Raw genomic sequence first — 22,109 nt, forward strand, 5'->3', positions numbered from 1 at the left:
CGCTTAGTGTTTTAAAATGTTTCCCAATTAGCTTGTTCTTCCACATTGTTGACTTTCTTCAACACCGGTGGATTCGATTTAGCAGGAGGAGTCTTAACCACAGGCAAATGCTCAATTTTCATTTCGGGTTGAGATTTATCGTCAAGATTCGGTAATTGGAATAGAGAAACCAGTTTCTTCAATCCAGCCGCTTGATCTTCCAGTGCAGCCGCAGCCGCAGCGGATTGCTCAACTAAAGCAGCATTTTGTTGTGTTACACGATCCATTTCGGAGATAGCCAGACCAACCTGAGTTATCCCTCTGCTTTGTTCATCGGATGCAGATGCAATTTCACCCATAATGTCAGTTACACGAGTGACTGAACTGACAATGTTATTCATTGTTTCACCGGCGCTCTCAACCAAGACTGAACCGGTATCCGCACGGCTTACTGAATCTTCTATTAATGCTTTGATCTCTTTTGCCGCCTCAGCACTACGCTGTGCGAGATTACGCACTTCGCCTGCCACAACCGCAAAACCTCGCCCATGTTCACCGGCGCGTGCGGCTTCCACCGCGGCATTCAGCGCCAAGATGTTAGTCTGGAACGCAATAGCATCAATAACACTGGTAATATCGGAAATCTTCTGAGAACTGCCGGCAATTTCACGCATGGTCTGTACAACATTCGCTACAACTTTCCCACCCTGGCGGGCAACGTCAGAAGCACTATCAGCCAAGTTACTTGCCTGACGAGCATTTTCTGCGTTTTGACGTACAGTTGCGGTCAATTGTTCCATACTGGCGGCGGTTTCTTCCAAAGAAGCAACCTGTTCCTCAGTGCGTGAGGAAAGATCATTATTCCCTGCGGCAATCTCACTGGTTCCGTTATAAATACCTTCGCTGCTCTGACGAACACTAGTGACAGTAGTGATAAATTCTTTTTGCATATGTTTCAGGCCAATGGCTAACGTACTCATCTCATTTCTGCCTGAAACAGTAATATTTTGCGTCAAATCACCGGTAGAAAGCGCCTTAATGTTCTCCAATAATTTGTTTAATGGATTAATCAGACTATGTTTGATGCTAACCCAACTAAAAATCATGGCTGAAACCAGAATCAGCATGATAATACCCAACATAATCATCGCATTTCTGTAGGAGATATTCGCATCAAATACAACATCAGAATAGAGATGATCGTTTTGGGTCAAATAGAAGTTATATTCTTCCTCGAAAGCACTCTGATATTTGCCCGTTGGCTGGTTGAAAAATTCTACCGTCCGATCATGTTCAATCAGAACAATGAGTTCATGCAGTGCTGAAATATAAACATCATAGGTTTTTTTAAGACGATTAAGACTTTCTGATTCATGAATCGGCAATTTAGCGGTTTGTTCATATTGTTCAAAGCGCTGTTCTGCTATAGACAAGTTACTTCTGGCATCAGTCAGTAACTGTTCTAATGTGTAGTAATTATCGACACCCTTGACACCCTCATCTTTTTGCATCATGTAGCGAATGCCAGCACGATTCAAACTGTTACGAGCTTGTAACAAATTAACCCAAGTGTCATTTAAAAATGTCTGCTGTTCACGCATTTTATCCAGTATTTCTAGGTTTTCTTTGTTACTTTTCAACTCATGGAAGAAAAGTCCCCCGGATATAAATTGCAAAGCACCAAATAATATGATGACCGCCATCAGTCCGGTCACTATTTTCATTCGGTTAAACATGTTTTCCCTTTTTACAATAGATCAGCATGGCTCTGTTATCGGCATCACCAAAGGAAACTTTACTGGTTGAATAAAAGAAATTTGAATATTTTTCTGATCTGGACTTAACGGGGGAATATAGACAAAAAGTAGCTGCCATCTGTCGATGATGGCAGTCATATTTAATGATCAGTTTTTAGCCACTGAATCTACCAACGCCATCTCTTCACTATTAAGCAGTTTTTCGATATCCACTAAAATCAGCATGCGATCATCAAGTGAACCCAATCCGGTTAGATATTCGGTAGATAATGTTACTGCAAATTCAGGTGCCGGACAGATTTGTTCAGCTTTGAGCGATAAGACATCCGAAACACCATCAACTACAATACCGACCACCCGGTTTAACAGATTCAAAACAATAACAACGGTATTATCATTATAGGTAACCGTTTCCTGAGCAAATTTAATTCTCAGGTCAATAATAGGCACAATAACACCACGTAGATTGGTTATTCCTTTAATGAATGCCGGAGTATTCGCAATACGAGTAACCTGATCATAGCCCCGGATCTCCTGTACTTTCAGTATTTCGATACCATACTCTTCATCACCGAGGGTAAAAACCAAATATCCTTCCCCGGCAGTTTCTCCTGACAATTTATTAAACGCTTCTATGGCCGACATGATCTTACCTTTCACTGTGAGATTAACGATTTTCCATGAGGATTCCTCCTCATTCAGTGCTTATTTTTTAGCTTTACTGAGTGCCAATTGGTCATGATTGAGCTGCTGCAAGGCAGAAACATCAACAATCAACGCCACACTGCCATCTCCCATAATTGTGGCAGCGGAGATCCCGGGTACTTTGCGATAGTTACTTTCGATATTTTTCACAACCACCTGATGCTGCCCAACTAATTGATCAACCAGCAAGGCATAACGACGGCCGGCACTTTGCACTATCACAACAATCCCTTTCGTCGGATCTATTTTTGCATCAGGAATATCAAAGACTCGATATAACTTAATCAGTGGCAAGTATTCTCCTCTGACATGCAGTAATTTTTCATCGCCAGCTAGAGGATAAATATCTTCTTCCTGCGGTTGAAGAGAACTCACCACCGCACTCAATGGCAAAATAAACACTTCGTCATTAACTTTCACTGACATACCATCAAGAATTGCCAGTGTCAGGGGTAACAAAATCCGCGTCACTGTCCCTTTACCGGCCTGGAAGTTAATCTGGATTTGTCCGCCCATTTCCTGAATATTCCGCTTAACCACATCCATTCCTACACCGCGGCCAGACACATCTGTTACAACTTCAGCCGTGGAAAAACCAGGAGCGAAAATCAACATGGCAACCTCTTCATTGCTCATGTTTTCACTAACCGACAATCCTTGTGACATCGCTTTAGCCAGAATCTTTTCACGATTTAGCCCGGTACCGTCATCCACGACTTCAATACAGATATTTCCTCCCTGATGTTCAGCAGAAAGTGTCAAATTGCCTGTTTCAGGTTTGCCCACAGCAAGCCGAGCTTCTGGTTCTTCAATACCATGATCCAGACTGTTACGGACTAGATGAGTCAGGGGATCAATAATGCGCTCGATTAAACTCTTATCCAACTCAGTGGAACTGCCTACTAAAGTTAGATCCACTTTTTTATTCAGTTTGCTAGCCAGATCCCTGACTAAACGCGGGTAACGGCTGAACACATATTCCATTGGCATCATACGGATAGACATCACAGATTCTTGCAAATCTCTGGAATTTCTCTGTAACTGAACCATGCAATTTAGCAAATCACCATGTGAAGTCGGTTCAAGAGCGTTACAATGCTGAGCCAACATAGATTGGGTAATAACCAATTCACCAACCAAGTTTATCAGTTGATCAACCTTCTCAACCGCAACCCGAATACTGGAAGATTCTGCCCGCTGACGTGGCGATCCAGCCGGTGGTGTCGGCGCAGGGCGTCCGACAGGAGGAGTAGAACCTTTTTCCGGCGTGGTTGTTTTAACGACTTTAGCTGTATCTTGATTTTTAACTTTGTCTTTGGGTTCAGCCACCGGCAAGAAAGTGATCTGTTCCGGCTCAATAACAAAACAGAGCACCGCAGTGATATCATCCTCTGTGGCTGATGTTACCAATGATACTTCAACGCTATCCCTAGTCTGTTCGGCATCATAAACTTCCCCCAGATTACTCAACTCATCAAGCATCAGAGAAACTTCACGCTCTTTCAAACCAGAAAGATGAACCCGAACGCTACCTTGCTGGTTCTCAGTCGCAGCAGGCTCCGATTTTAATTCCGGCTCAGACTCAGGCACCTCTGGCGTCACCGCATCTATAATAGACTCAGCCCCGCCTTCATTCTCTTCCTGTACTTCCAATGCAAGCTGGCGCAAAGTCTCACAGATGTAGGTAAACGCACTTTCATCCGGCTCCTGAGAACTTTTATAGGCATCCAACTGTTGCTGCATAATATCTTTCGCTTCTAAAAACAGGTTGATAATATCAGTCGTCAGACTCATTTCATCTCGTCTGGCGCTGTCCAGCAAATTTTCCAGAACATGCGTGGTTTGCTGTAGTTTGATAAAACCAAAAGTCGCAGCACCACCTTTTATTGAGTGAGCACTACGAAAAATAGCATTCAATTGCTCCTGATCTGGCTCATCAGGATCGAGCTGCAATAGATGCTGCTCCATATCCTCCAGCAATTCGTCTGCTTCATCAAAAAAGGTCTGATAAAACGCGGTAATATCCATTGTTACTTTGTCACCTTGGTCGGTACACGATTAGGTTCAGCACTCAGTGGTGCTGGCTGGGCTAATACTGTGATTTCATTGGACTGTTGTGTTGGCCTACTTTCAGCCGAATCCTTTCCAATCACCTCGTGAATTTCCTTACTATCATTAATAATCAAGGAATCGCTGCCGGTGTTTTGCTGTTCAATCCGCTCTTCCGCTTGTTTATTGAGCACTAAAATACTGATGCGACGGTTAACCGGTGCACTGGCATCTTCCTGTTTCAGGCGAACCGTTGCAGCCATGCCAACTACCCGCAATATCTTTTCTTCATCTAGCCCACCTAGCAACAGCTCTCTCCTTGATGCATTCGCCCGATCTGCGGAGAGTTCCCAGTTACTGTAACCGCGTTCACCATTGGCATATTTCAAGTCGTCGGTATGACCGGATAAGCTGATTTTATTGGGAATATCGTTCAAGATTGGTGCAATAGCCCGCAAAATGTCACTCATGTAACTTTCAACTTTTGCACTGCCAACCATAAACATTGGCCGGTTCTCCCGGTCAATAATCTGGATACGCAGCCCTTCATCCATCATGTCAATCAACAGATGTGGACGTAATGCTTTAAGGCGAGGATCAGTAATGATCAATTGATCAAGTTGCTCACGCAGCCTATTTAATTTGCGAGCTTCATCATTAGCTTCAACGACTTCAAACTGACGCAGAATATCGCCCTCCTGATGAAGCACATCTTCCCCCCCTCCTGGAATAGGATTGGAGCTATCACTGCTACGTTCACCTTTATTGATTGCAACTTGTAATGGGGTACGGAAATATTCTGCAATTCGGGTCAGTTCTTGCGGGCTGGAAATTGCCAGCAGCCACATAACCAGAAAAAATGCCATCATGGCGGTCATAAAATCAGCATAAGCAATCTTCCATGAACCACCATGATGTTTGATGCCATTTCTTTTACGTCTTTTTACCCTAATGACAGAGACGTTACGCGCCTTCATGCTTGTTCTTCAGTTTCTTGCTGGACTGGTGCTTTTACCCGGCGGACATGTTCTTCCAACTCAGTGAAAGAAGGACGATCTGTGAGGTACAGTGTCTTACGGCCAAATTCAACAGCAATTTGCGGCGCATAACCATTCAGACTGGATAACAATGTCACTTTAATGCATTGCATCATTTTAATGTGTTCACCGCTGCGTTGACGCAACAATGTTGCCAGCGGAGAGATAAAACCATATGCCAGCAAAATACCAAGGAATGTCCCAACCATTGCATGAGCAATCAGCACACCAAGCTCTCCTGCCGGGCGATCTGCCGAACCCAAAGCATTAACAACCCCCATAACAGCAGCGACAATACCAAAAGCAGGAAGAGAATCTCCAACCATCGTCAAACTGGTTGCCGGGATCTCACTTTCCTGTTCATAAGTTTCAATTTCCTCATCCATCAAAGCTTCAATTTCATGAGGATTCATATTGCCACTCACAATCAATCGCATGTAGTCAGTGATAAAATCCATCAAATGCTTATCCTTAAGCAAACGCGGATACTGGGTGAAAATATCACTTTGCTGAGGATGTTCGATATCTCGCTCTAATGCTAAGACACCATGCATGCGGGATTTTGCTAGCAACCGGAAAAGTAGCGCCATCAGATCCATATACATCACTTTGTTATATTTAGATCTACGCATTACCTTTGGCAAAACACGCAGTGTTGCCTTAATCGCTTTTCCGTTGTTGCCAACAATGAAAGCACCGATACCAGCACCAGTGATAATTAAAAATTCAGCGGGTTGATAAAGTGCGCCCAAATGACCACCTACAATCAGGTAACCACCGATTACCGCACCAAAAACTACGATATATCCTAAAAGTACTAACACGCGATATCCTTTAGCTAAGTTGGCGAGCGGATGGGAAGTTGAACAGTCTGAATCCAGAATGGTTGCGGTTTCAATACAGGTTACAGGAGAAAAAGTACTAATCTGTAACCTGTAGGAATAATTTTCCCATTTAAATTCATACTGCGTGCTGAGCAAGTCCATCCAGCAGTTGTGAATTAGTATCGGCAGACTGAAAGGAAAGTTTACGTTTTTTTACTGCGCGTGATGGCGGTTGGCAAAGGCTACAAACAAAGCTATTCACAGGTTGATGAGCATGAGTAATAAAAGTTCCACCACAGGTACGGCACTGCGAAGGTTGTAACATGCCACTGTCGACAAAACGTACCAGAGTCCAGGCACGAGTCAACGCCAAAACCGGGGCGTCTCCTTCAACAGGGGGACATTGTTCAAGATAGAGTCGATACGCTTTAACAACAGCTTCTACACCTTCACAATAACCACTCTTGAGTAAAAAACGGTAGGCATTATAGAACATCGATGAATGAATATTCTGTTCCCACGTCATAAACCAATCTGTTGAAAAAGGCAGCATTCCTTTAGGCGGGGGACTCCCCCTCAACTCCTTATAAAGCTTAATTAATCGCCCTCTGCTCAATTGTGTTTCACTTTCAAGCATTTGTAATCGTGCCCCCAAAGTGATGAGTTCCATCGCCAACTGTATATCCTTAGCTTCTTGAACTATACTTTTCTCGGCCATCTCTTATGCTCTTTTTTTCACTGACGTATCGTCTTTCGAAGATAACTTCTGAAACAAATGAGTAGATAACAAAATGCCTGTATGTATTTGTTGTAAATCATCCACTCGAGATTCCCTAGTAAGCTGCTGAATAGTTTCACTGTCTTCGAACCGGAAATTACAGACTAATTGATTAGTCTCAGCGAGCTTGACCAACTGAGGTAATGTCAATTCAGACAACGTATCAGCCATAGAATCACTAATACCTAAACGGAACATCGCTGATGCTTTTTCATGGTTAATTAATCGCTGAGCTAAAAGCAAATACGATAAATTTATGTCATAAATATGTTTGAGCAATTCAACCGTACTCATTTCTCTATCCCGTCCGATTACATTAAAAAATCAGTTAAGTGTTCGAAAAACCACTCGTGACAAAATTCCTAAAATAGCTTAGGGATTAATAATCTCTTACATAACTAAAATATACAGGCTTAGTCAGAGCAGTAACCATCCTTTGTATTACTTTTGATTCATCCAACTTCAAAAATATTACGGTAGTGAGCTACAAAAGTATTATTGCGTTACCTGATATAACATTTTTCATTGGCGATTAAGAATATTCTTAATGCGGAACAACTTTACTCCTGAATCATCAACTTATACAACGGAAAGAGGGCGCAATTTTAAATACTATGTGACATAACTCACAAAAACAACGGCTTTTAATATGCATTTAATCGATGAATTGCTCATTAACTATTCAAACAATTAAATAAAATCCGAATTCTCAATTTTAATAAGTTAAATTATCTAAATAAAAATATTAGATATATTTTTTGATTTTATACGATCTATTAAACTTATAAATTTAAAATAACGATAAAAAATCCTATCCTGAGTCAAACTAACACCAAAAAAGACAGTTTTATCCCTGAGTAATAAGTGTAAACAATAATCTTATTCTGAGATCCGTCATCTCCGCTTGTACGATAAAACAGATTAATTTTATGTAAAATTTGGTTGCAAAAAAGATACTGGTATGATCACTTTTCGTTTAGATTTGTACTTTTTTTAACCTAAAGGCTTAACTAAAAATGTATACCACCACGTACAGATAACACTAACCATACAAAAATAGCATAAAATACAGTAAGATAATGAATAAAAAAACAACTATAACAACATCTTATTGATTGTATAATAATCAATATCCAGCATGGAGATGGCCATAAAAATCGATCTATTTCGACTTCTGACAACCCAAATAGCAGCAAAAAACATTAGAAAAATTTATCTAAATTCATGCCTCATAATATAATAATATGCAAAATCCTTCTATTGATTACTTTATCTTTTTCATTTTTAATCTTCATGCTTTAAATTAAAAATTAATTAAATTTACATATTTTCAATATATATATTGAAAAAACATTAGGCATTTTAAACTAATTGAATGTAATTTATTATCCTTAAGATCTGCTTTAAAACCCTATAAGAGATAAAAACCCATAAATGAAATTTTCAAATTACACAAATATATAACCTTATTAAATATCTATCATAAATTAAATTACCAACCTTTATATAATACAATAAATTGATGGTTTACACATTAATATTTAAATAAAAAATACATACTATTTTCGAACTCACATATTCTTATAATACAAACCAAATAAAATATTAAAAGTCATTCTTTTAATATTTCATTATTTCATGTGACATTTACGATCATCATCCCAAAAATATCATTTACACACATAAAAAACATAGCTAATGACGTCATTAATGTATACAATAGACATCATTTTTATATTATAAGAATAGATTAAATAATTAACTGCACAGAAAAAAATAGTTAATTGAGATTTATTGGAAATATAATTCACAGGAATAAAAATCAATATCATTGCTAACCAAAATGATAAATTTAATAATTATTGGTAACAGAAATACCATGATACTTCATAAAAAAATGGAAGAAATAGGATTTTGATAAGAAATTTATTTACCCATATAAATAGTAATGATAATTTTCCAAGTAATTATAATTATTCATCAAACATGACAGTTAATGCAACAATCGATTACAACCCAACCTAATCACAGAAAATACTCTCAGAACAAAGACGCTAAACCCAATAGTTCATCAAACAAGAAGGGAATATAGCTATCGAGAATCATTATCAATTATGTAATCGATAATACTGAAAATGTTCCTGTTTTTTGGGCAAAACACATCCTTTATACGCACAATATATGAACAAAAAATATCTGAGAAAGTAACAATTCAATACGCTAATCTGGCTAAAATAAAATTCGACAAACAGAATTTTTCACTAAAAAAATAATCAATATCAATATATATATCCACACAACCAAAAATGATACAAGCTAGCTCTGCCAGTACTATAGAATATCCAATATTTTTAATACCTCATTTATAATGTTCTTCTCAGGAACTGTTTAATCCATTTTATCCCAATATAAAAAAGCTAATAAATATCACTCATCAAATCTTGTACTAGTAAATGAATATCGCTTACCAGAAAGAATGGAATAAAAGCTCTGATAATCAGCATGGAAAGAACATAACCAAAGTTCAAACTTACCGTTATATTCAAGCACTTGATAATCCTCTCGCTCTCTCTCTTCTCTTAACTACCCTTCATTTAACCCCCTTAAATTCTTACCAAGGCTGGTAATATCTATCGCTTTTTTTGCACTATCTGTACCCTTGCTAACAAAAACTCCCACATCAACAGATCTCAATACCATAGCATCATTAATGTTATCATCAAGAAACCAACCGAATGTCCGTTCTTTTGCAACACAGAGTCTTTACGATACATAGTTTACTAAATACCAATTTGATTTCATTTCTCAAGATTTCAGTAACCATCAGCTCTGTTTGTTAGAATGATAAAATAACTTTGAATTCTAACCCTACATCATGACAAATCCTGATAGTAATAGCAGAGTTACCCTTGGTAAGAACTCTTGCTGCCTCTCCATTCTCTCTTAATACAGAAATAACAGAGACTACCCCCCTCTCTACTGGCTCAAGGAAAGTTAGCAACTCCTGTAATATCATCACTCGTTGCTCACCATAAAGATGACCAAAGTTTTTACTTTATCATCGGATAAATATCGAACGGTTAAATTAATACTTTAAAATCTTGTCTGATGGTAACCATTGACTACTTCCATTATTTTTTCACGACATTCTCCATCAAGCAGAATTATTATCTATTTTACTCTTATATAAGAACAAACTTAGATCATTTCTTCTACTTATCCTTTGAAAATAATTGATATTTTCACTGAAAATCCTGAGCTGTAACGAGTAACTGATGACAAACCAAATTAAATATCAACTCATCAATTTTTCTGTACCCGCGCATGATACCTATATCAGGTTTACTACGACTAAATTCTGGTATGAGAATAACAATGTTAACAATCAATCCAGCGACAATGACCAAGGCTAAGAATACCGTATCGAACGAATTTTACCCAGTGAAGCTATTAATCAACAATACCATCTAAAACTATTACTGATATAAAGCAAATTTGTAATCAACCTGGCTTACGGCCAAACGTAACCTGAAATCTACAGTCAATGATAGATAATTGTAACAATGGTAACTGTTTGACTAGTATCGCTTTCCATCTCTGCCTCAAATAGCACAAAAACCTGATCTCACCTGGTACAAGATATTCAATCAGTCATTCTCAGTAGCAAGAGCGGCAAAACTACAACAAAGTACTGTCATTACCGTTAATCACAAACTTCACAACTTTGTTTATAATTTATCCTTGCCAAAATCACCTGCGTATAAATAAAAGCATCACGGGCGAAATATTCACCTTAATTATTCAGAAAATAGTGCTAAATAGTTTCTTAATTACACGTTGCCTAACCGTGAAAACACACCATAGGCAACGCTTTATTTGTTTCTTATGACGAAGCACCATCCGTCAATGACGATTCTTTATCAAACTAGTGATTGCTGCTTTATATAAAAGATTTTCAGATAGGTGGTTCAGAAGCAATTTTCCAGTTTATTGAGCTAACGCTCTTTTCCAGACTGATACGACAAACAATTGCTTCTATCTCTTTTTGCTCCGCCAGTGTTGCTAACACTTCAGCACGTACTTCAAATTTTCCAGGTTGAACCCTATCAGGGAAACTCAGTGATTGTAACCTCACAGCTACTCCATTGAGAGCCTGTAATACCAAAGTTCTCACCAGAATTTCGTCATCACTGTCACACACTATGTGAATTTTATAACACTGCACCTGATCAATGGTCTGCTGCCTGGGTTGTAAATTAATTCGTTGAGCAGCTTCACGTAACAATATATTTGCGCAAAGAATAATCGCGGTTGCTATCGCGGCTAGCCAATATTGCCCAAGGCCACACAACACGCCAATTCCAGCAGAGCACCATAGCGTTGCTGCGGTATTTAATCCACGAATATTCATACCTTCCCGCATAATGACACCCGCTCCGAGGAAACCAATGCCTGAAACAACTTGTGCAGCAATACGTCCGGCACTATCGGGTGAAGTTGTTATTGAACTGAGGATAAAAACTGCTGCGCCGGTCGCAACTAATGCATTGGTTCTTAAACCTGCCATACGTTGGCGCCATTGGCGCTCAGCACCAATTAATGCGCCAAAGCACATAGCCGATAATAAATGAAAGACAAAAGGAGTTATTAACATGACATTCTCCATACAGCTAAATGGATAAATAATCATGTGCATTTATTTTGCACACAGAAATGTATGCTGAATGTTTAATTCAGCCCTATTTTCTGTCCATACCAGGAGGTAACAACGCGTAAATATATAACAGCATAATAAAAACCCAATATACTATCCTGACTACTTGATTAAGTACCGGATAACGCTATTTTTTGAGTAAGTACAGCTCAGATATTTTGAGTGGTACTGCCCGCTTTATTCGGCAAGCAGCAAATCGGAAGGAAATGAACAGCTTGCCGTTTTATTGTCTATTTAACTGAAAATTTTGACTGTCCAATGGGTTATCTCTCCAACGAAATTTGGACGAAGTATAATCAGGAGTAATCAATAAGTAAAGAAAGATATGACTCTAACCAACAAAAAGCCCACCGCTATAGAAAATAGCGACGGGCTTAAAAAATCATCCAAGCAATCAGATAGCTGTTACGTTTGCTGCCGCTGGACCTTTAGCACCATTTTCAATGGTGAATTCTACGTTCTGGCCTTCTGCCAAAGTTTTGAAACCGTTACCCTGAATGGCAGAGAAGTGAACGAATACGTCTTTGCTACCGTCAGCTGGGGTGATGAAACCGAAGCCTTTAGATTCGTTGAACCACTTCACTTGACCTTTCATTTTGTCAGACATTGTGACTTTCCTATATATCAAAAAAATTTTGCCACCATTGGGCATGTATTGGCCAGTTATATCAGCTATTACTTATGGAGGCACTAAGAAGGAAACGCGTCAACAAAGGCTATCTGAGGATAACACTTACACATAACTCATTAACTCAAGATGTCGTACATAAAGTAGGTCTGTTTATCAGGCCGGCTGCATTAACTCATGATAGAAAAGGAATAGCAACCTTTTTATGCATTGGTGTTTTAAAAAAAATATTTATGCTCATTATTAAAGCAACAACTAAACAAATAATGTCATTAGTTATAAATTTTTTTGATTTATTCAACCTTTATCTTAATGAAAGCGTTAGAGTTAATCTTAGTCAATAACAGTTGGCAGATTAAAATAAAACAACTGATCTACGTAAGATAACCTCCCCCATGCTAACCTTAAGAATAAATAGCGATGAAAATATTTCATTTTCCCTTTGCTTAATCAGGTCAATATATGAATATCATTAAACAGATACTGATTCAGGATCTTGAACGAATCAACATTGAAGAGCAACGTGATGGTAAACCTCGTTTTAACAGCCAGTTTATCAGTAACCATCCTTATCTTTGCCTAGCTATGCTGGTATCCTACCTGCTTCTCGCGTCACTTATCTGGTACGCCCCATATTTTAGTTTATTTTCACTGCTAGCTTTTACAGTACTCTTCATTATTATGTCAGCGGTTTTATTATTCGAAATCAAACCAGTGTATCGGTTTGATGATATCGGCGTACTTGATCTACGAGTATGTTACAACGGTGAATGGTTCGTCAGCGAAAGAATCTCAGATTGCGCAATCAAAGATCTTTGTTCTCATCCCCATGTTCCATTAGCAATAAAAGATGAAATCAAACGTATTGTGCACATGAAAGGTGAAATTCATTTTTATGATGTTTATATCATAGCATTTCCTGAACAAGCACATATCACAACACCGTTACCGATCATGGGTAGTCGATAATGAACAAAGATACTCAATTTCAGTAAAATAGCATAGTTATAAGGCAATGTGCTCATATGACAAGCAAATAATAAAATAGTAAGCTTTTTGGCGTTGACAGCATTTCAATTGATCGCTAGTATTCGCCCCGTTCCCAAGAACGATTCCTCCATAGTTCAGTCGGTAGAACGGCGGACTGTTAATCCGTATGTCACTGGTTCAAGTCCAGTTGGAGGAGCCAAATTCAAATTTGGAGATGCTAAAGAGAATCTCTAGTATGCATGAGATAGCTAGTATACAAAAAACGGTTAACATGCAAGAAAAGCCCAATATGAATTGGGCTTTTTTCTATGCAAGCAACAAACATTCGCGAGCACCAAGCCGATTAGTCCAGAACTACTTTGTAAATTTTCTCTTTAGATTTATGCAATATATTCACTTCACCAACAAATGATATTTCGTAATGAATTTTTACCTGACCATTACCTATATAATTAAAGAAATCAATTCCACCCGGTTGACCATCAGCATTTTTTTCAGGATTAATTACAGCCAATTTGAAAACATTATCTTCACTACTTTGTAAAGAATCTATCTTTAATACTAACTCCCCTGTATCCCGATCGTCAGCAGAATATCCTCTTATATGTACTGTACCTTTTTTCAATTGTTTCTCTTTAAGTTTAACATCACTGACCGAAATATTGATGTCATACTCAATAATACTTTCACCAATTGGTCGCCCCCTATTTTCATCATACTCTTCAATGTAAGGTACTTCCAAATCGCGACGGACCTGAACCGTCTCAGAATCTTCATCAAGCTCTACAAGCACACGCTGAATAGCAGAAAATCTAGCAGCACCGCTTTCGCTAATAGTATAATAAAGGCTATCATGCTTACCTTCAGTAAGGAGAACATCTTTTACCGGCAAGCTACGAATATCACCGCTATTTTGCACACCAGGAACAACTTCAACATTATCATTATCAAAAACAAATTTCAGCTCATGTTTATCTAATATATTGGAATCAGTGAAAAGTACTTTAACTCCTGCTTTTATATCATCACCACTAATGACATTATCATAATACGCTGGATATACAGGTGCTACCAATCCTACAGATTTCAATTTAAATCGATTCAGAACCGCTTTCGCTACCACACCACCACTCGCATCCGTTACTTCAGCCTCAAAACCTATTGTGGCGTTAACCTTCTGATCTGTTTTAATTTTTACTAATATTTCAAATGCTCTACTAACAGGATTGAATGCGTTATCGCTATTTACAACTTCATATTCGCCCTCATTCAAGCCATTCACTACAATTTTACTTTTGTAAGTATCTAATGGTACAGAACCATCATCATCCTGTAGAACGACAAATAACCGCAATGGAACATTAAACCAATCTTTATGCGAAACCCAGTTAGCGACATCAGTATTAATTAAAAACTTCATGACTTTTCCTCATATCTTTATAAAAATCACTAGAAAATTAGCCATTGCTTTCGAAGGAAATATTATTTACCGATTTTATATTCAAAATTATTTACACCTCCTTATTAATCATTTTATAATATTTAAAATCTTAATATTCAGGTTTTCAATACTTACTGAAACAACTTTTATTTATTTCATTTTATACACATATGAAAATATATTATTAAATTGAGAATACCTTAGTATATTAGCAGTAAATGAGATTTCATTATCAATGGCAAACTCTTTAATATCCTCTTTGGTTTGGATTAATATCATACATACCAAATCAGAGTTCAGATAACAAATTACTTTTTCAGTTAAGAATTATAGACCAGTAAATCAGCTAATAAATATCAAAATACAATAAGCACTCTATTAAAACAGATAAAATAGGAAAATTATCATAAAATACAAAGCCATTTGGGAAAATTAGAATAAAATCACCTGGTATATACTTGATCATATTTTTAATGTTTATGATTAATTATTTTCTAAATAAAAAACATAGATGATATTTTCACCATCCAATTATCATAGATAAATATCAGTTAATTCTCTCATTTCCTGAACTGAAAAATTTAATTGCCTAAAAAATGGTAAAAAAATATCATTTTGAACATCAGTTAACCAATCAAACTCAATTTTCATTTTTGCCCTTTGACAAGCCCAAAATACCCAGATATTATTCGCCTCGTTGTCAAGGACAATTCCTCCATAGTTCAGTCGGTAGAACGGCGGACTGTTAATCCGTATGTCACTGGTTCGAGTCCAGTTGGAGGAGCCAAATTCATAAGAAGCCCGCCCAGTGCGGGCTTTTTTTATTCCTAAATTCCACCATTTGCTTACAACGTAATATAATAATTCTGACCAACCCGCTTCCTATAGCATATATCTCCAGCAAATACCCCTTATTCGGCATAAAAACAGATCAATAAGTTTAGTTTGTCAGCAAACAAACCATTTTTGTTATTTTCCGCTTTGACAAAGCAAAAACATACCGTTAATATGCACCCCGTTGTTGAGGAGTTCCTCCATAGTTCAGTCGGTAGAACGGCGGACTGTTAATCCGTATGTCACTGGTTCAAGTCCAGTTGGAGGAGCCAAATTATGAAAATCCCGCTTAGTGCGGGATTTTTGCTATTGTGACCTCTCTACTTAGTTCTCCACCACTATTTGCTCACAGCATAAGCACAGTAATTCTATTCAACTTACTTTAATGGAATAAAATTCCATCAACCCTCAATTAATTAGCATAAAAACATAACAACAAGTGCATTTTGTCAGCAAACAAACTATTTTTATCATTTTCTACTTTGACAAAGCCGAAGCATATCACTAATATACGCCTCGTTGTGAAGGAGTTCCTCCATAGTTCAGTCGGTAGAACGGCGGACTGTTAATCCGTATGTCACTGGTTCGAGTCCAGTTGGAGGAGCCAACTTCATTTCTTTTTTACCCTCATATTTCAATTTTTCCTTTGTTATAAGAAAATCCACCTCTGATTACCCTAACCTAGTTGATTTAGCTGATAATTTTGCTAAAAATTATATTCATTAATAGCTATTCGACCATTTTAGCTTTATCATCCATTCCCGGCCTGAATATGCTGAACTCAGCATCTTTCGTTCCTATCATATATACTGGAGCCGGTTTCTCATGACCACTAAATCATACACAATAAAAATCCGCCGCCCTGATGACTGGCACATTCATTTCCGTGATGGTGAAATGCTAAAAACTGTCGTTCCCTATACCAGTCATTGCTTTGGCCGAGCTATCGTCATGCCTAATCTGCTTTCGCCGATTACAGAAGTGGTCAGTGCCAAGTCCTATAGAGACAGAATATTGGCAGCCATTCCCGAAGGGCATAACTTCCAGCCTCTTATGACCTGTTATCTTACTGACACTACTGAAAGCTCTCAGATAGAAATAGGTTATAAAGAAGGCATTTTTACCGCCTGTAAGCTCTACCCTGCCAATGCCACAACCAATTCAAGTCACGGCGTCTCTGATATAAAGAATATTTATCCACTATTAGCAGTGATGGAAAAATTGGGGATGCCTCTGCTGGTTCACGGTGAGGTTACTGCTTCTCATATTGATATTTTTGATCGAGAAGCCCGTTTTATTGAACAAGTTATGGAACCACTACGTAACCAGTTCCCAGCACTGAAAGTTGTGTTTGAGCACATAACTACCAAAGAAGCTGCACAATATGTGCTGGAAAGCGATGACAATCTGGCAGCAACATTAACTCCACAGCATCTCATGTTCAATCGCAACCATATGCTGGTTGGCGGGATTCGTCCACACCTGTACTGTCTGCCTGTGCTGAAACGTAATGTGCATCAAGAGGCTTTACGGGCAGCCGTCGCCAGTGGTTGTGATCGCTTCTTCCTGGGCACAGACTCGGCACCACATGCACAACATAAAAAGGAGTCCTCCTGTGGTTGTGCCGGCGTCTTTAACGCACCATCAGCGTTACCCGCTTATGCAACAGTGTTTGAAGAGATGAATGCATTACAGCATTTTGAAGCTTTCTGTTCACTTAATGGCCCTAAATTTTACGGGCTACCTGTCAATGAAGGCTTTATTGAACTGACTCGCAAACCTTTTACCATCATTGAACACATCGATTGCAACAATGAAAGACTTATTCCATTTTTAGCTGGCGAAGATGCCCGTTGGGATGTGAAAGTAGTAGACTGATATAACATGGGGGGATAGTCATTATCCCCATCCTTCTTTCCTTCGAAATTCTTCTCCCGCCGATACAAGTCGGGAGAAGAATTTCGACCGAGCATTAGCCACGTATATTGTTTCACAACTTCGAGCATCGCCACACGCATCAGCAAAATCTGAGCTAAATCGCGCGATAGTGGATCAAGGTTGGTATGAAATGCGCCACCAGCTTGGGTACAAACCGCGCTAACGAGGCGGTCAGGTGATAACTGTCCAGCCCGCTTGAGCCATAAAGAACTAAGATGCAAAGATGTCAATAATTTACATAGTTATCAATACACCAACAAATTGGCTCATAATTCCTAACAAAAAACCTTCTTACTTTCATTAAAAAGCATATACTAACTAATGACTCATTCAAGAATGAGGTAGTTTGCTCTTAGTCAATGATATTAATAAATAATGCAGTGATCTGATTAGGAGGTTTTATGGGCAGTAAAGATGAGGTTATTCAAACGCATCCTGTAGTAGGTTGGGATGTCAGTACCGTTGATACATATGATGCAATGATGCTACGCCTTCACTATTTGTCCTCCCAAGATCAAACACCAGAACATGTCATGGTAGATCGAACCTTATGGTTGACAACTGACATTGCAAAGCAATTGATATACATCCTCCAGGCAGGAATTGAAAAGATCGAATCTTCAGAATACAGCGATCTAAACCATACGAAACATTAATAATCTTAAACCCGGACACCCGTATAAATGGGTGTCCGGCTAGGAGACACATCAATTCATCTCAAAGATTTTGTCTGGAATACCATATCACTATATAATAATTTCGGATTAAGTTAACTTAACCATCACAATTGCCGAGTTGACTACTAATAGATGGGGCGTTTATTGTGAGTTTGGCCAAACAGGAACAGGGATGTACAATAATGAAAATCTTAATTGTTGAAGAGTGCTATTATACCCGTTCAGGTATCAGCGAGTTTTTAAAGCAAAACGATAATGCTGAAAACCTTGAAATCGTTGATGCGCCTTCAATTAACGAGGCTATAGATATTGTAACCCATTTTTCTCCTGATATCGTTCTAGCTAACTTGACACATTATTGTCATCATGCCAGTTACTGTTCCGATTTACAGAAATTCATTACTCTTATAGATAACACGCGTATATATATATACCTTGATAGTGCTTATCCTTATTGTGACAATCATATTACATTGAAGGATAACGCTTTTATTCTGTCAAAGAGAAATCTTACCTATCTGCTTAATAAGATTAGCAAAACTACATTACAAGAAATTCAGAGACATAAAACAACAGTTGACCAATGTTGTTCTATTTTCAGTCCTCAAGAGCACAAAGTTATCGATTACTGGATGCAAGAAATCCCTAATTACCAGATATCAAAAAAGTTAAAAATCAGTAGTAGCACAGTCTATTCCCATAAAAGACACATTACTGAAAAAATAAATGTACGCAATAGAATTGAACTCTGCTTTATTTACAATGTATTCAAATATCTCTATTAACTCAATCAAACAAACTGGCACATTAGATCTCTGTGCCAGCGATTAATCACGTTATTCAACAGACTGTAGTGAAGTACTGCTCAATCCATCCTGTAGACGATGCCGGGATTTATTAAATATTTTAGCTCCATTTTCACGGCCAGCACGGCGAGCACGCTGCTCGGTTTCCGGTAACCTGACTTCTTCTCTGCACACTTCGCTACAACAGCCTTCAAATTTAGTCGCACACTCTTGGCACTGAATAAATAACAAGTGGCACCCTTCATTCTTACAATTAGTATGACTGTCGCAAGATGCACCACATTGATGGCAATGAGCAATCACATCATTTGAGATACGCTCTCCCATCCGCTCATCAAAGACAAAGTTTTTACCAATAAAACGTACCGGTAATCCCTGTTCTCTCGCTTTACGAGCATATTCGATAATACCGCCCTCTACGTGATAGACGTTTTTAAAGCCATTGTGCAACATATAAGCACTGGCTTTTTCACAACGAATACCCCCGGTACAGTACATTACAATATTTTTATCCTTATTATCCTGCAACATTTCCACCGCCATTGGCAGTTGTTCACGGAATGTATCAGAAGGAATTTCAATTGCATTTTCAAAATGCCCGACTTCATATTCATAGTGATTGCGCATATCGACAAATAGCGTATCAGGATTATCCAGCATCTGATTGACCTGCTCTGCTTTAAGGTACTCGCCGGTTCTTGATGGATCAAAAGTTTCATCTCCAATCCCATCAGCCACTACGCGATCACGTACTTTCATACGCAGAACCCAGAAAGATTTCCCATCATCATCCAGGGCAATATTCAGCCTCAAATTATTCAATGCAGGATCAACGCTATACAATAACGCCTTGAATGCTTCCAAATTATGAGTTGGTAAACTTATCTGAGCATTGATCCCCTCTTTAGCAATATAAACCCGGCCAAATACTGAGAGGTCGATAAATTGTTGATACAAGCTGTTACGAAAAGCCAGAGGATCTAAGATATTAAAATATTTGTAAAAAGAGATGGTAGTACGAGGTTGGGTCTCCGCCAACATACGTTCTTTCAGCTCTTTATTAGAAATGCGGTTGTGTAACACTGGCATGGTGTACTTTCCTGAATTTCAAGTCATAAAATAGGGATGTATAAATGATAGCCTCCGCCATCAAGCGTAATATGATAACGAAAATGATTTTCAACGAGTAGTCATTTATAACGCAGCGATAGGAAATCCGTAGTAAAACGGGAGGCACCCCTCCCATTAATTGAGCATGCAGCCCTTTAGACACAAGCAATTAGGATAGATAAGTTACCCGCAGGTTTAACTAGCAGTAGCTTAATTCTTATCAGGGCTGGAACCAATCATCAGCGCTTTCCCATGTCTCCTGTAGAATCTCTTCAACGGCTTTCCTGTCATCAGAAGTGCCACCACGAACAGATAGCCCATCATGACTTGCCAACTTCACATTGGTTTTAATATCAGGCCATCGACGTTTAAGACGGTTATCCAGTTCCTCAGCAAGCGCAGGGACAGCACCTTTTGGTAGTTTTTTAGATTTATCGATAGTGACTTCTACATGCATCATTTTTCCCTCCACAAACAATACTGTTCATATAAACAGTAATATTATCTACATGAATTGTAAATAGCTCTGTAAAACTATTTTAATTTTTATTTATCAGTAAATTATGAGCTACCATTCTTTCATCAATGGCAAAACGGGATAATAAATAATCACCCCACTATCGACTAAAATTGAGATCATAAACATTTCATGCTTGAAAACTTCGATATCCCGTTAAAAAATGTCACAATAGAGAAATTGTTTTGTCCATCTTATTGGAACTATAAAAACCCGAGAATCCATGATACAAGCACCTTCTTTTCAACGTTCACTACTTCATCCCCGTTATTGGCCTACCTGGTTTGGTATCAGTCTGCTTTACTTACTGGTTCTGCTCCCCTATCCCGTTATTTACTGGATAGGCACTCGTCTGGGCAGGTTTTCTATGCGCTTTCTGAAAAAACGTGCCAAAGTTGCCGAAAGAAATCTTGAGCTATGTTTTCCTGATATGTCACAGGAGAAACGCGACGCACTATTAATAAAAAACTTCGAATCCGTCGGAATGGGAATATTTGAAACGGGTATGGCCTGGTTTTGGCCTGACTGGCGGATAGAACGCTGGTTTAAAGTGACTGGGCGAGAAAACATTCAGAAAATTCAAACTACCGGGCAAGGAATTATTGTTATTGGCATCCACTTCCTGACGTTGGAACTCGGTGCCCGCATTCTCGGTTTGCTCAATCCCGGCATTGGCGTTTACCGTCCAAACGATAACCCAGTGATGGATTGGCTACAAACATGGGGACGACTGCGCTCCAACAAATACATGCTGGATAGAAAAGATGTCAAAGGCATGATCCGCTGTCTGAAAAACGGCGAAATTGTCTGGTACGCCCCCGATCATGATTATGGCCCACGAAAAAGCGTATTTGCACCGCTATTTGCTGTAGAACATGCTGCAACCACCACCGGCACTTCAATACTTGTGCGCCTCGCTGATCCGGCAATGATCCCATTTACCCCCCGTCGTCTACCTGATGGAAAAGGTTATGAACTGATTATTCAACCGGCAGTAGTAGGATTTCCAAAAGACGATGAAGTGAAAGCGGCTGCCTTTATGAACAAAGTTGTAGAACAGGAAATTTTACAAGCACCTGATCAATATATGTGGCTGCATCGTCGCTTTAAAACCCGACCTAAGGGGATGCCATCTCTGTACGGACAAGCTGATAAAGTCCATTAAATTTATTAATGGCTGTTTCTTTATCCAGGAAACAGCCATAATCACTTTCGCATGCAACCCAATAATTGACTATCTTATTTCAGTGCTGAGGTTATAATTTTTAATTTAATTTTTTCCCAATTTTTCTATAAGAAACAAGGACTCATCTAAAACTTCATAA

At 38.6% G+C, this 22,109-nt stretch carries 18 protein-coding genes and 4 tRNA genes; 10 read left to right on the forward strand and 12 right to left on the reverse strand.

Annotated elements, in window-relative coordinates; all coding sequences use genetic code 11:
• Nucleotides 1-11: 11 nt before the first annotated feature.
• From EAE91_RS03870 to flhD, 7 genes are all read right to left on the reverse strand, one after another.
• Nucleotides 12-1,715 carry a methyl-accepting chemotaxis protein gene (locus EAE91_RS03870; protein WP_214087335.1) on the reverse strand — a complete coding sequence of 568 codons (1,704 nt, stop codon included), beginning with the start codon at nucleotides 1,713-1,715 and terminating at the stop codon, nucleotides 12-14.
• Between the two features lie 168 nt (nucleotides 1,716-1,883).
• Nucleotides 1,884-2,381 carry a chemotaxis protein CheW gene (cheW, locus tag EAE91_RS03875; protein WP_015834820.1) on the reverse strand — a complete coding sequence of 166 codons (498 nt, stop codon included), beginning with the start codon at nucleotides 2,379-2,381 and terminating at the stop codon, nucleotides 1,884-1,886.
• Nucleotides 2,382-2,441: 60 nt separating this feature from the next.
• A complete protein-coding gene (gene cheA, locus EAE91_RS03880) occupies nucleotides 2,442-4,469 on the reverse strand; it encodes a chemotaxis protein CheA (protein ID WP_214087336.1) in 2,028 nt (675 codons plus the stop codon).
• A 2-nt stretch (nucleotides 4,470-4,471) separates the two neighbouring features.
• Nucleotides 4,472-5,467 (reverse strand): flagellar motor protein MotB, encoded by a 996-nt coding sequence (gene motB / locus EAE91_RS03885; RefSeq protein ID WP_214087337.1) that lies wholly within the window; start codon nucleotides 5,465-5,467, stop codon nucleotides 4,472-4,474.
• Nucleotides 5,464-6,351: a flagellar motor stator protein MotA gene (gene motA, locus EAE91_RS03890; RefSeq protein WP_036775785.1), complete on the reverse strand. Its 888-nt coding sequence runs from the start codon at nucleotides 6,349-6,351 to the stop codon at nucleotides 5,464-5,466. Before motA ends, motB begins: the two co-directional genes overlap by 4 nt.
• Before the next feature lie 136 nt (nucleotides 6,352-6,487).
• Nucleotides 6,488-7,069, reverse strand: coding sequence for a flagellar transcriptional regulator FlhC (gene flhC, locus EAE91_RS03895; protein ID WP_036775786.1), 582 nt, complete (start codon nucleotides 7,067-7,069; stop codon nucleotides 6,488-6,490).
• A 3-nt stretch (nucleotides 7,070-7,072) separates the two neighbouring features.
• On the reverse strand, nucleotides 7,073-7,423 hold the full coding sequence (gene flhD, locus EAE91_RS03900; RefSeq protein ID WP_036775787.1) for a flagellar transcriptional regulator FlhD: 351 nt from the start codon (nucleotides 7,421-7,423) through the stop codon (nucleotides 7,073-7,075).
• A gap of 2,981 nt (nucleotides 7,424-10,404) precedes the next feature.
• Between flhD and EAE91_RS03905 the strand changes: the two genes are divergently transcribed.
• On the forward strand, nucleotides 10,405-10,542 hold the full coding sequence (locus tag EAE91_RS03905; protein WP_214087338.1) for a hypothetical protein: 138 nt from the start codon (nucleotides 10,405-10,407) through the stop codon (nucleotides 10,540-10,542).
• Nucleotides 10,543-11,084: 542 nt separating this feature from the next.
• Here the strand turns inward: EAE91_RS03905 and EAE91_RS03910 are convergent.
• Together EAE91_RS03910 and cspE are read right to left on the reverse strand one after the other, a co-directional pair.
• Nucleotides 11,085-11,783: an MgtC family protein gene (locus EAE91_RS03910; RefSeq protein WP_214087339.1), complete on the reverse strand. Its 699-nt coding sequence runs from the start codon at nucleotides 11,781-11,783 to the stop codon at nucleotides 11,085-11,087.
• A 454-nt stretch (nucleotides 11,784-12,237) separates the two neighbouring features.
• On the reverse strand, nucleotides 12,238-12,450 hold the full coding sequence (gene cspE / locus EAE91_RS03915) for a transcription antiterminator/RNA stability regulator CspE (RefSeq protein ID WP_010847246.1): 213 nt from the start codon (nucleotides 12,448-12,450) through the stop codon (nucleotides 12,238-12,240).
• A 483-nt stretch (nucleotides 12,451-12,933) separates the two neighbouring features.
• Here cspE and EAE91_RS03920 point away from each other — a divergent pair, with 483 nt between their 5' ends.
• Nucleotides 12,934-13,440, forward strand: coding sequence for a YlaC family protein (locus EAE91_RS03920; protein WP_214087340.1), 507 nt, complete (start codon nucleotides 12,934-12,936; stop codon nucleotides 13,438-13,440).
• A gap of 144 nt (nucleotides 13,441-13,584) precedes the next feature.
• Nucleotides 13,585-13,660: transfer RNA gene (locus tag EAE91_RS03925), tRNA-Asn, on the forward strand.
• A 144-nt stretch (nucleotides 13,661-13,804) separates the two neighbouring features.
• Here EAE91_RS03925 and EAE91_RS03930 read toward each other — a convergent pair.
• Nucleotides 13,805-14,881: a hypothetical protein gene (locus tag EAE91_RS03930; RefSeq protein WP_214087341.1), complete on the reverse strand. Its 1,077-nt coding sequence runs from the start codon at nucleotides 14,879-14,881 to the stop codon at nucleotides 13,805-13,807.
• Nucleotides 14,882-15,613: 732 nt separating this feature from the next.
• Between EAE91_RS03930 and EAE91_RS03935 the strand changes: the two genes are divergently transcribed.
• The 6 genes from EAE91_RS03935 to EAE91_RS03960 all read left to right on the forward strand — a co-directional run bounded on the left by EAE91_RS03935 (nucleotide 15,614) and on the right by EAE91_RS03960 (nucleotide 19,136).
• Nucleotides 15,614-15,689 (forward strand) — tRNA-Asn (locus EAE91_RS03935).
• 243 nt (nucleotides 15,690-15,932) lie between these two features.
• A tRNA-Asn gene (locus tag EAE91_RS03940) sits at nucleotides 15,933-16,008 on the forward strand.
• A 259-nt stretch (nucleotides 16,009-16,267) separates the two neighbouring features.
• A tRNA-Asn gene (locus tag EAE91_RS03945) sits at nucleotides 16,268-16,343 on the forward strand.
• A 218-nt stretch (nucleotides 16,344-16,561) separates the two neighbouring features.
• Nucleotides 16,562-17,614, forward strand: coding sequence for a dihydroorotase (pyrC, locus tag EAE91_RS03950; RefSeq protein ID WP_214087342.1), 1,053 nt, complete (start codon nucleotides 16,562-16,564; stop codon nucleotides 17,612-17,614).
• Between the two features lie 461 nt (nucleotides 17,615-18,075).
• A complete protein-coding gene (bssS, locus tag EAE91_RS03955; RefSeq protein WP_036775794.1) occupies nucleotides 18,076-18,330 on the forward strand; it encodes a biofilm formation regulator BssS in 255 nt (84 codons plus the stop codon).
• A gap of 203 nt (nucleotides 18,331-18,533) precedes the next feature.
• On the forward strand, nucleotides 18,534-19,136 hold the full coding sequence (locus EAE91_RS03960) for a response regulator transcription factor (RefSeq protein WP_214087420.1): 603 nt from the start codon (nucleotides 18,534-18,536) through the stop codon (nucleotides 19,134-19,136).
• Nucleotides 19,137-19,187: 51 nt separating this feature from the next.
• Here the strand turns inward: EAE91_RS03960 and trhO are convergent, their stop codons facing one another.
• The gene (trhO, locus tag EAE91_RS03965) at nucleotides 19,188-20,246 is read right to left on the reverse strand and encodes an oxygen-dependent tRNA uridine(34) hydroxylase TrhO (RefSeq protein WP_214087343.1); all 1,059 of its coding nucleotides are present in this window, start codon (nucleotides 20,244-20,246) and stop codon (nucleotides 19,188-19,190) included.
• Between the two features lie 241 nt (nucleotides 20,247-20,487).
• A complete protein-coding gene (locus tag EAE91_RS03970) occupies nucleotides 20,488-20,724 on the reverse strand; it encodes a DinI family protein (RefSeq protein WP_214087421.1) in 237 nt (78 codons plus the stop codon).
• Nucleotides 20,725-21,007: 283 nt separating this feature from the next.
• Here EAE91_RS03970 and EAE91_RS03975 point away from each other — a divergent pair, with 283 nt between their 5' ends.
• Nucleotides 21,008-21,949 (forward strand): Kdo(2)-lipid IV(A) acyltransferase, encoded by a 942-nt coding sequence (locus tag EAE91_RS03975; RefSeq protein ID WP_214087344.1) that lies wholly within the window; start codon nucleotides 21,008-21,010, stop codon nucleotides 21,947-21,949.
• Nucleotides 21,950-22,109 lie beyond the last annotated feature (160 nt).

It is taken from the genome of Photorhabdus noenieputensis (genome assembly GCF_018448935.1).
Classification (GTDB): Bacteria; Pseudomonadota; Gammaproteobacteria; order Enterobacterales; family Enterobacteriaceae; genus Photorhabdus; species Photorhabdus noenieputensis.

What these genes read in the sequence shown, in the direction of transcription:
- cheA (WP_214087336.1), bottom strand. Translation starts at nt 4,469, where the DNA reads ATGGATATTACCGCGTTTTATCAGACCTTTTTTGATGAAGCAGACGAA.
- EAE91_RS03920 (WP_214087340.1), top strand. Translation starts at nt 12,934, where the DNA reads ATGAATATCATTAAACAGATACTGATTCAGGATCTTGAACGAATCAAC.
- EAE91_RS03975 (WP_214087344.1), top strand. Translation starts at nt 21,008, where the DNA reads ATGATACAAGCACCTTCTTTTCAACGTTCACTACTTCATCCCCGTTAT.
- bssS (WP_036775794.1), top strand. Translation starts at nt 18,076, where the DNA reads ATGGGCAGTAAAGATGAGGTTATTCAAACGCATCCTGTAGTAGGTTGG.
- EAE91_RS03960 (WP_214087420.1), top strand. Translation starts at nt 18,534, where the DNA reads ATGAAAATCTTAATTGTTGAAGAGTGCTATTATACCCGTTCAGGTATC.
- EAE91_RS03905 (WP_214087338.1), top strand. Translation starts at nt 10,405, where the DNA reads ATGACAAACCAAATTAAATATCAACTCATCAATTTTTCTGTACCCGCG.
- EAE91_RS03930 (WP_214087341.1), bottom strand. Translation starts at nt 14,881, where the DNA reads ATGAAGTTTTTAATTAATACTGATGTCGCTAACTGGGTTTCGCATAAA.
- motB (WP_214087337.1), bottom strand. Translation starts at nt 5,467, where the DNA reads ATGAAGGCGCGTAACGTCTCTGTCATTAGGGTAAAAAGACGTAAAAGA.
- trhO (WP_214087343.1), bottom strand. Translation starts at nt 20,246, where the DNA reads ATGCCAGTGTTACACAACCGCATTTCTAATAAAGAGCTGAAAGAACGT.
- EAE91_RS03910 (WP_214087339.1), bottom strand. Translation starts at nt 11,783, where the DNA reads ATGTTAATAACTCCTTTTGTCTTTCATTTATTATCGGCTATGTGCTTT.
- flhD (WP_036775787.1), bottom strand. Translation starts at nt 7,423, where the DNA reads ATGAGTACGGTTGAATTGCTCAAACATATTTATGACATAAATTTATCG.
- pyrC (WP_214087342.1), top strand. Translation starts at nt 16,562, where the DNA reads ATGACCACTAAATCATACACAATAAAAATCCGCCGCCCTGATGACTGG.
- cspE (WP_010847246.1), bottom strand. Translation starts at nt 12,450, where the DNA reads ATGTCTGACAAAATGAAAGGTCAAGTGAAGTGGTTCAACGAATCTAAA.
- EAE91_RS03870 (WP_214087335.1), bottom strand. Translation starts at nt 1,715, where the DNA reads ATGTTTAACCGAATGAAAATAGTGACCGGACTGATGGCGGTCATCATA.
- flhC (WP_036775786.1), bottom strand. Translation starts at nt 7,069, where the DNA reads ATGGCCGAGAAAAGTATAGTTCAAGAAGCTAAGGATATACAGTTGGCG.
- cheW (WP_015834820.1), bottom strand. Translation starts at nt 2,381, where the DNA reads ATGTCGGCCATAGAAGCGTTTAATAAATTGTCAGGAGAAACTGCCGGG.
- EAE91_RS03970 (WP_214087421.1), bottom strand. Translation starts at nt 20,724, where the DNA reads ATGCATGTAGAAGTCACTATCGATAAATCTAAAAAACTACCAAAAGGT.